Annotated in this window: 2 protein-coding genes; both read left to right on the top strand. The window is 31.5% G+C overall.

Annotated features, from left to right (window positions below; all coding sequences use genetic code 11):
• Window positions 1-142: 142 nt before the first annotated feature.
• On the top strand, window positions 143-421 hold the full coding sequence (locus HHO41_RS21930; protein ID WP_169102711.1) for a hypothetical protein: 279 nt from the start codon (window positions 143-145) through the stop codon (window positions 419-421).
• A gap of 861 nt (window positions 422-1,282) precedes the next feature.
• Window positions 1,283-1,684 (top strand): DUF4275 family protein, encoded by a 402-nt coding sequence (locus HHO41_RS21925; protein WP_481747111.1) that lies wholly within the window; start codon window positions 1,283-1,285, stop codon window positions 1,682-1,684.
• Window positions 1,685-2,443 lie beyond the last annotated feature (759 nt).

The raw sequence follows: 2,443 nt of genomic DNA, 5'->3' as shown, positions 1-2,443 counted from the left end.
GGAAAATAAAATAGCCGTATATCTGATAAAAAATCAATGATATATGGCTATTTATGATGCGTACCGTGAAGGTGCGCTATTTTTATATTTCGGGCTTACGTAACAACTGCTAGAGAATTTTTACAAATGAGGAGACTAAAAAATGGATTTCAATATTATAAAGCGTTTTATCATTTCAGAATTAAACGAAAAAGCAGGAATTCGAGAAGAAGAAATAGGTCTTCTAGACAGCGGGAACTTTGATTTAGTGGATGAAATTTTAGAATTTGATTTTGGATTGAGAAACGATGATTTCATATATGCTTTTTGGCACGATTACCGTTACAATGTTGGAAAGATAACTAGATACAAAAGCGTAAATAACTCTGAAAAGGATGAGGAGTATAAGTATTGGGGAGATTGGGAAGTGTACCAATCATAATTTGATTTAAAATCAAGTAGCAGAATACTTGTGATTTTGTGATGTTTTAAAAACAAACTGGGTGTGTTAGGAAAAGAAAAATTAATCATTTATAGCAGATCCATAGTTTAGTTATTCCATTAAAGGGTGCTATCCTTCAGCAAGGATTAGCGCTTATTTTCATTATAGAGCCATTTAGTGGTAGAAGGATTTTCTAACTCTGTTGAAGAAGTTAGTTAGAGATACCTAAGTTGATGAGGTGAGTTTGTAAATGTATGAAATTATGCATGAGATGAAAACGATTGTGAAAAAGAAACCGTTTAAATATAAATATATTTCAAATGGAGATAAGGAGATTTTTTTTTGAAAATCAAGTACACCTGTTAAACTATGCAACGAACAATATATGAAGTTACTTGATACTTTTAAAGAGCGAACAGTTACAATCGGGACTTAAAGAACAAATTCTCCCAAAGATAGTTTTGGGGAATGGCTAATGAATAATATCACAAAAACAGCTATAGCTATTAATGTAGTAAGATTTGGCGAGTGTTCAAATTGCAGAAGGGATACTATGATGCCGCTAATTCCATTTGCCGGTTTATTTTTGTGTGCGAGATGTATTAGAGCGTGGTAAACATGGGAGAAGAATAAACTAAATATAGATTACTACTGAAATAACATATTTGATAAACATTTGTTACATAACAAAAGGGCGCGAAAATTAAAGAAAAATAGGCTGCGTAGCAGTCTACTTTTTACCTCGAATCCATTTTAGGGCAGTTTTCTTGTAGAAGGGGTTTCACATTTTATGACGAATTTTACCTTATTTAATGGAGGGGAAAAAGTGAAAGACCTATACGATAGACTTAAAACAAAAAAATAAAGATAACTGAAATGCCAAAATGGGGACCTTACTTACGAAAGCAATGGGAAAATAATTTTGCTGGTCATTTGAATGATAATGATAAGAAATCTATTTATCTTTATAATAGAGGTGGTTACTGTGGCTATCTATGGCACTTGTTTAGTTATGAGAAAAAAGATTGTTTGGATGGAAAAATGGCTGAAGCTGCTTTCAATAATCAACAAAAGAATAATTGTTATGTGTTTTATCAACATTCAGATTATGTTCTTTTGCTAGAAAATGCCTCAATGTTCAATACTGATGAATTAATAAATGAACAAGATGTGTATATTGTAGATAAAGGATTTAACTGGACTTACATACAAACACACGAAACTGGGTGGTGTGGTCCATATTTTAGCATTAAATCGAAATGATCTTATTCCATAAAAGGGCGCGATTATCAAAAATGATCGGGCTCTTTTCATGCTTAGGCAATTTAGAATGTAACTTCTATAAAGAGAAATGGTTCCCTTAGAATAGCTGCTATATTGATTCGGTATTCCTTATGAAATAACGAAGTAAGGCAGAATAATTCAAAAAGACTACATAATAAAAAGAATTTTAAAAATATCAACATGTTAAAATTTAGGAAACACAAAAAGAATTGAAAATATCTATATAGCTTATAAGGTGGGTTTAGGAATAAGCGTTTAGGGTTTTTAATTGTCCCAAGGTATTTTCGGATATTTTTTTATAATTGCGTTACTAAATGCCATTAAAGAAAGGGTATCACCGCATCTACCCGCAGTTCTTTTTCTTGTATGGGCATCATTTGGAATAATCGTTACTGTGAGTTTGATAAATTTATAATTATGTTCTTCATGAACTAACGGGGGTCTTCTTTAGATATTCCATAATCGGGCGCTTTTCCTAAGTAAAGAAAAGGGTCCTTTTCTTGTATTTTCAAAGTTTCTTGAGGTTTAAAAAATATATATTATCTGCGATTGTTGAATATCCTACGTATGAAATAAACTCTCCTTGAACATAATAGAATCTAGATTAATGGATTTATACAGTAGGAGAGTGAAAGAAAATGATACTACGTCAAGAAAATAGACACAGATTTTTCTACCGCGCTTTCGCTTGGTGGCCTTTATAAAAAAGTTTAAATATAGAGCGATTTAAACTTTTTT

The organism is Bacillus sp. DNRA2 (assembly GCF_012843265.1).
GTDB lineage: Bacteria > Bacillota > Bacilli > Bacillales > Cytobacillaceae > Bacillus_BU.
The sequence above is the reverse complement of the archived record's forward strand: the minus strand, read 5'-3'. Positions and strand labels throughout refer to the sequence as shown.

What these genes read in the sequence shown, in the direction of transcription:
- HHO41_RS21930 (WP_169102711.1), top strand. Translation starts at nt 143, where the DNA reads ATGGATTTCAATATTATAAAGCGTTTTATCATTTCAGAATTAAACGAA.